The sequence below is a fragment of the Streptomyces sp. SID5910 genome (assembly GCF_009862125.1).
Taxonomy (GTDB): Bacteria; Actinomycetota; Actinomycetes; order Streptomycetales; family Streptomycetaceae; genus Streptomyces.
In genome coordinates, this window is record NZ_WWHX01000058.1 from 20,927 (window position 1) to 27,404 (window position 6,478).

Annotated in this window: 4 protein-coding genes; 1 reads left to right on the forward strand and 3 read right to left on the reverse strand. The window is 72.5% G+C overall.

Features of this window, described 5'->3' with window-relative positions:
* Positions 1-178: 178 nt before the first annotated feature.
* From pepN to GTW67_RS02170, 3 genes are all read right to left on the reverse strand, one after another.
* Entirely contained in the window at positions 179-2,677 is a 2,499-nt protein-coding gene (pepN, locus tag GTW67_RS02160) for an aminopeptidase N (RefSeq protein ID WP_161163081.1), read from the reverse strand.
* Between the two features lie 223 nt (positions 2,678-2,900).
* Positions 2,901-3,983 carry a mannose-1-phosphate guanylyltransferase gene (gene manB / locus GTW67_RS02165; protein ID WP_161163082.1) on the reverse strand — a complete coding sequence of 361 codons (1,083 nt, stop codon included), beginning with the start codon at positions 3,981-3,983 and terminating at the stop codon, positions 2,901-2,903.
* 104 nt (positions 3,984-4,087) lie between these two features.
* Positions 4,088-5,575, reverse strand: a complete 1,488-nt coding sequence (locus tag GTW67_RS02170; RefSeq protein ID WP_161163083.1) for a peptidoglycan recognition protein family protein — start codon at positions 5,573-5,575, stop codon at positions 4,088-4,090.
* Positions 5,576-5,713: 138 nt separating this feature from the next.
* On the opposite strand from GTW67_RS02170, the gene GTW67_RS02175 reads away from it, so the two are divergent.
* Positions 5,714-6,478, forward strand: a complete 765-nt coding sequence (locus GTW67_RS02175) for a TIGR03089 family protein (protein ID WP_161163084.1) — start codon at positions 5,714-5,716, stop codon at positions 6,476-6,478.

Genomic DNA, 6,478 nt, shown 5'->3' on the forward strand with positions numbered 1-6,478 from the left:
GGTGTCCTTCCACGGAGGGGGCGCGGGGACGGCGATTACAGGGTGGCCGCGTGGGCGTGTCCGCGCCCGGAAAGCCCGGGGATCAGAACCCGAAAGGGGGTACTTCCGTGGAGGTGGGTGTCTCGGTACGGCGGTGCGGCCGGCCTCCGTGTGCCGGGGGCCGGCCGCGCCGCCGGGGTCAGCCGGCCTGGTTCTCGCGGACCCGCAGGGCGCGGGCGAGGTCGTCGAGCTGGTCGACGAGCTTGCGGCGCAGGGCGGGGATCGGGTCGGCGGCGTCGAGGCATTCCCGGCCGAGGCGCAGGGTGTCGGCGTCGACGGCGTACGCGGGGAAGGCCCAGCGGCCGGCGGCGTCGGCGATGGCGGGGCCGCGGCGGGCGGCGACGGCGACGGCTTCGGCGTAGTAGCGGGGGACGTAGTCGGCGACGAGGTCGGCCTGTTCGGGCTGCCAGAAGCCGCGGGCGGTGGCGGTGAACAGGTAGTTGGACAGGTCGTCGGTGGCGAACATGGCGGCCCAGGCGCGGCTCTTGGCCTCGGCGTCGGGCAGGGCGGCGCGGCAGCGGGCGGCGCCTTCCTGGCCGGTGGCGCTGGGGTCGCGTTCGAGTTCGGCGGCGATGGCCGTCTCGTCGGTGGCGCCGAGGACGGCGAGGCGGGTGAGGATGCGCCAGCGCAGTTCGGGGTCGAGTTCGGGGCCGCCGGGGACGGTGCCGTCGGCGAGCCAGGCGGCGATGGTGTCGGGGTGGGCGGCGGCGTCGATGGAGTGGCGTACGGCGATCAGGCGCAGGCCGGGGTGGTCGCCGTCCTCGGTGCGGCGGATGAGGTCGCGGCACAGGTCGGAGAGGGTGGCCAGGGCGGCGGGCCGCTGCTCGGGGGTGAGGTAGCGGTCGGCGACCTGGGCGGCGGCGAAGGAGAGGACGCCGGCGACGAGGGCGAGGTCGGTCTCGTGCGGGAGGTGGGCGCGGGCGGTGTCGAGGTAGGCGGTGGCGGGGAGTTCGCCGTCGCGGACGGCGTCCCGGAGGGCGTTCCAGACGACGGCCCGGGTGAGGGGGTCGGGGAGGCCGGAGAGGCCCTCGCGCAGGGCCTTGGCGGACTCGGCGTCGAAGCGGATCTTGGCGTAGCTCAGGTCGCCGTCGTTGAGGACGATCAGGGCGGGGAGCTTGCCGATGGGCCGCGGTGCGCTCTGGGGGACGTCGAGGTCGAGGCGTTCGCGCAGGGTGAGCCGGCCCTCGTCGGTGAGGTCGCGGTCGTAGAGGCCGACGGCGATGCGGTGGGGGCGGGTGCCCTGGTGGTCGACGGTGAGGGCGCGGGTGCCGTTGTCGCCGGTGACGTGCGGGACGAGGGTGTCGACGCCGGTGGTGCGCAGCCAGGCGTCGGCCCAGGCGTGGACGTCGCGTTCGGTGGCGGAGGCGAGGGAGTCGATGAAGTCGGCGAGGGTGGCGTTGGCGAACTTGTGCCGCTCGAAGTGGGTGTTGATGCCGGCGAGGAAGTCCTTCTCGCCGAGCCAGGTGACGAGCTGGCGCAGGGCGGAGGCGCCCTTGGCGTAGGAGATGCCGTCGAAGTTGAGGAGGGCGGAGGCGGTGTCGGGGACGTTCTCGGGGGCGACGGGGTGGGTGGAGGGCCGTTGGTCGGCGTCGTAGCCCCAGGGCTTGCGGGTGAGGCCGAAGTCGGTCCAGGTGCCGGTGAAGCGGGTGGCCTCGGCGCAGGTCTGGTAGCCCATGTACTCGGCGAAGGACTCGTTCAGCCAGATGTCGTCCCACCACCTGAGGGTGACGAGGTCGCCGAACCACATGTGGGCCATCTCGTGGGCGACGACCATGGCGCGGGTCTGGCGTTCGGTGTCGGTGACGGCGGAGCGGAAGACGAACTCGTCGCGGAAGGTGACGAGGCCGGGGTTCTCCATGGCGCCGGCGTTGAACTCGGGGACGAACGCCTGGTCGTAGGAGTCGAAGGGGTAGGGCTCGGCGAACTTCTCGTGGTAGCGGTCGAAGCACTGCCGGGTGATCTCGAAGAGTTCGTCGGTGTCGGCGTCGAGGTGGGGGGCGAGGGAGCGGCGGCAGTGCAGGCCGAAGGGCAGGCCGCGGTGCTCGGTGCGCACGGAGTGCCAGGGGCCGGCGGCGACGGCGACGAGGTAGGTGGAGATCAGGGGGGTGGTGGCGGCCTTCCAGTGGCCGTCGCCGGTGTGCTCGGTGATGCCGTTGGCGAGGACGGTCCAGCCGGCGGGGGCGGTGACGGTGAGGTCGAAGACGGCCTTGAGGTCGGGCTGGTCGAAGGCGGCGAAGACGCGCTGCACGTCGTCCATGAACAGCTGGGTGTAGACGTAGGTCTCGTCGTCGGAGGGGTCGGTGAAGCGGTGCATGCCCTCGCCGGTGCGGGAGTAGCTCATGGCCGCGTCGAGGCGGAGTTCGTGCTCGCCGGGGGTGAGGTTCTTCAGCGGCAGGCGGTTCTCGTCCAGGGCGTCGGGGTCGAGGGGCTGTCCGTCGAGGGTGACGCTGCGCAGCTCGGCGGGCTTGACCTCGACGAAGGTGTCCGTGGTGCCCGTCCCGGCGCGGACGGTGAACCGGATGACGGTGCGGGAGTCGAAGGTCTCGTCGCCACCGGTCAGGTCGAGGTCGATCGCGTAGTGGTGGACGTCGAGGAGCTGGGCACGGGTCTGCGCTTCGTCGCGCGTCAGTACGGACATGCAGACATGCTGCCTGATGCGGTGGGCGGGGCACAGGGGCGGATCGGTACGCGGGGTTTGTCCGGTCGGCGGTGGGGTGTGCGCGGGGTGGGGGTGGGGCGCCGGTTATGAGGCGCCCGGGGTGCGTGTGGGCCGGGGGTGGGTCGTGTGGCCCGGCGCTGCGGGGTGCCGCTGCGCCCACCCGTGCCGCCCCAGCGGCACTGCTGCCCGCAGCTAAGGCGGCCTAGGTGTCTGAGGAGAAGCGGAGGGAGGCTGGGGGTATGTGGGCGTTGCACCAGACTCGGACTCCTGCGCGGAGTTCGTTGTCGGCGCCGATGATCGCGTCGTCGCCGATGACCGTGTCCGTGAGGACCGAGCGGGTGCCGACGCGGGCGCGGGTGCCGATGAGGGAGTCGGTGATGACGGCGCCCGGCTCGATGACCGCGCCCGGCAGGATCGTGCTGCCGAAGACGCGCGCCCCCTCCGCGACGAAGGCGCCCTCGCCCACCACCGTGCCGCCGGTCAGCTTGGCGTCGGGCGCGACGGTGGCCGTGGGCAGGATCAGGCGGTCGCCGCAGCGGCCCGGCACCGCCGGGGACGGGGCGCGGCCGAGGACCAGGTCGGCCGAACCGCGCACGAAGGCCGCCGGGGTGCCGAGGTCCAGCCAGTAGGTGGAGTCGACCATGCCCTGGAGGTGCGCTCCGGTGGCGAGGAGTTCCGGGAAGGTCTCCCGTTCGACCGAGACCGGGCGGCCCGCCGGGATGGTGTCGATGACCGAACGGCGGAAGACGTACGCCCCCGCGTTGATCTGGTCGGTGACGATCTCCTCCGGCGTCTGCGGCTTCTCCAGGAACGCCAGGACCCGGCCCGTGTCGTCCGTGGGGACCAGGCCGTACGCCCTCGGGTCCGTCACCTTCGTCAGGTGCAGGGAGACGTCCGCGCCCGTCGTCTCGTGGGTGCGCACGAGGGCGCGGATGTCCAGGCCCGTCAGGATGTCGCCGTTGAAGATGAGCACCGGCTCGTCGGGGCCCGAGTGCAGCCGGGACGCCACGTTGCGGATCGCGCCGCCGGTGCCGAGCGGCTCCTCCTCGGTGACGTACTCGAGGTGGAGGCCCAGCGACGAGCCGTCCCCGAAGTACGGCTCGAAGACCTCCGCCAGGTAACTCGTCGCGAGGACGATGTGCTCGACGCCCGCCGCCTTCGCCCGCGCCAGCTGATGCGTGAGGAACGGCACGCCGGCCGCCCGCACCATGGGCTTCGGGGTGTGCACCGTGAGCGGGCGCAGCCGTGTGCCCTTACCGCCGACCAGGAGGATCGCTTCTGTCACCTGTCGTCTCTGCTTCCTGCCGGGACCGGCCGAACTGTCTTTCGGCCGGCCAGTGTATGCAGACCGTTCCATGGCGCCTTCGATGGCCGTGCGGTGTGGCGTCCTCAGCGGCCCTGGTACTTCGCCGCCGAGGAACGGGCCGAGCCGAGCTTCTTGTAGAGCTGTGTGCCGGGGCAGCTCGTGGAGAAGCCGTCGCGGTGACCCGAGATGACGTTCAGTCGTACGTTCTTGCCTTTTCGGTAGAGATTGCCACCGCCGGACTTCAGGTATGTCTTGCCGCGCGGATTCACGCCGTAGAGGCCGAGCTTCCACGCGGTGAGCCGGGCGACGGCCTTGACGGCGGCGGACGACGGCTTCTTCGAGCCGTAGGTGCCGAGGACCGCGATTCCCATGCTGTTGGAGTTGAAGCCCATGGTGTGGGCACCCAGCACCGGCTTCGACACTCCCCCGGCCCGGCCCTCGTAGATCTTTCCGCACTTGTCGACGAGGAAGTTGTAGCCGATGTCCCGCCAGCGCATGCTCTTGACGTGGTAGCGGTAGATACCGCGAATGACTGACGGGGCCTGCGAGCAGCGGTAGTTGTTGCCGGTGGCCGAGTGGTGCACGAAGGCCGCCTTGACCTTCTTCGTGTACACGAACTTCTTCTCGCGCAGCTTCTCGTCCGCGCCCCAGCCGCGGCGCGTGGTGATGCCCGGGCGCGGACCGACGTACGGCTTGGCCTTCTGCTGTTCCGTCAGGGTGCCGAGGGTGAGGGCCTCCTTCTCGGTCTGGAGCCGGCTCAGCGCGGGGATCTCGGTGGCGCCGAGGGGGGCGAGGGCGGCGTTGGCGGCGGAGGCGTCGAGGCCCTCGACGGACGCGAAGACCTCGGCGGACTCGGTGGATCCGAGGGCCTCGGCGGCCGCGGCGGCGTCGACGGGTTCGGCGGGCTCGACGGCCTCGGTGGTTCCGGGGGGCAGGGCGGTGGTGCGGGGGCCCTTGGCGGGGGACGCCGTGTCGGTGGCGGGTTGCGGTGGGGTGCCTTCGCCGGGGTCGACGAGTTCGAGGCGCATGCCGGTGGGGAGCGGTGTCGTGGCGGGGGCGGTGGTGTCGTTCTCGTCCGCCGCGCGGACCCGTACCTCCACACCGTCAGAGTCGCCCACCCACAGCGGTGCGGTGGCGCCGCGCACCCCGCCCGACGCGCCCTCGGCGGTGCCCGGGTCGGCGGCGTGGTCGGCGTTGTGCGTCTCCAGGTCCTGCCAGTCGGACCAGGCGCCGGTTTCGGTGGCGCGGGTGCGGATCTGGACGCGGCCGTGCAGTGCGGTCGCCGGGTCGTCCCAGACGACGCCGACCAGGGAGAAGCGCCGTGTGTCCCGGCGCGGGACGCCCTGTACGGCGATGCCGGGGGCGGTGGAGGCGCGGTCGCCGGTGAGGGGCGCGAGTGGCAGCGACTGGGTGCTGCCGGGGACGTACGCCCCGGCCGGTGTCCGGTCCGGTGCCGATGCCGGTGCCGCTCTTCCGGTGGCCGCCGTCGCCGTCGCGGGTGCGGCGGTGAGCGGGAGGGCCAGGGCGGCCGCGCAGGTGACGCCTATGGAGGAAGTGAGGAATCCATGCATGCCCCTGATCCTGGACACGACTGGACAAACCTGTCCATACGGGATGTGACGGGTCGTAGGGTTTTTCGCCCGATCCGGTGGTGGTGATGTGCCCCGTCCGCCCGGGGCGCGCCTTCGGGCCCGCGTACGCTTGCGCGGGTGAACGCGACCGACCGCACCCCTGCCGACCTGCTGACTTCCGCGCTCGCCGCGGACCCGGGACGCCCCCTGGTGACCTTCTACGACGACGCCACCGGCGAACGCGTCGAACTCTCCGTCGCCACCTTCGCCAATTGGGTGGCCAAGACCGCGAATCTGCTCCAGGACGAGCTGTCCGTCGAACCCGGTGACCGGGTCGCGCTGCTGCTGCCCGCGCACTGGCAGACGGCGGTGTGGCTGCTGGCGTGCGCGTCGGTGGGGGTCGTCGCCGACGTGGCCGGTGACCCGGCGGCGGCGGACGTGGTGGTGAGCGGGCCGGAGCCGGAGTCGCTTCAGGCGGCGCGGGCGTGCTCGGGGCCGCGGATCGCGCTGGCGCTGCGGCCGCTCGGGGGGCGGTTCGTGCCTGCCCCGCCGGAGGGCTTCGCCGATTACGCGGTGGAGGTGCCGGGGCAGGGGGACCGGTTCGTGCCGTACGCGCCGGTGGATCCGGAGGCGGCGGCGCTGATCGTGGCCGGGCGGGAGTTCAGCGGGGCGGAGGTGGTGGAGCGGGCTCGGGCGGAGGCGGCGGAGCTGGGGTTGACGGGGCCGGGGGCGCGGATTCTGTCGGGGTTGCCGTATGACACGTGGGAGGGGTTGAACGCGGGGTTGTACGGGGCGTTGGCCTCGGGAGGGTCGGTGGTGTTGTGCCGGCATCTGGAGCGGGCGGGGGACGGTGTGGTGGATCAGCGGATTGAGGCGGAGCGGGTTTCGGTTACGGCGCGGTGA

Bases quoted from the DNA above. Each gene is read 5' to 3' on its own strand.
- pepN (WP_161163081.1), bottom strand. From the start codon at position 2,677: ATGTCCGTACTGACGCGCGACGAAGCGCAGACCCGTGCCCAGCTCCTC.
- GTW67_RS02170 (WP_161163083.1), bottom strand. From the start codon at position 5,575: ATGCATGGATTCCTCACTTCCTCCATAGGCGTCACCTGCGCGGCCGCC.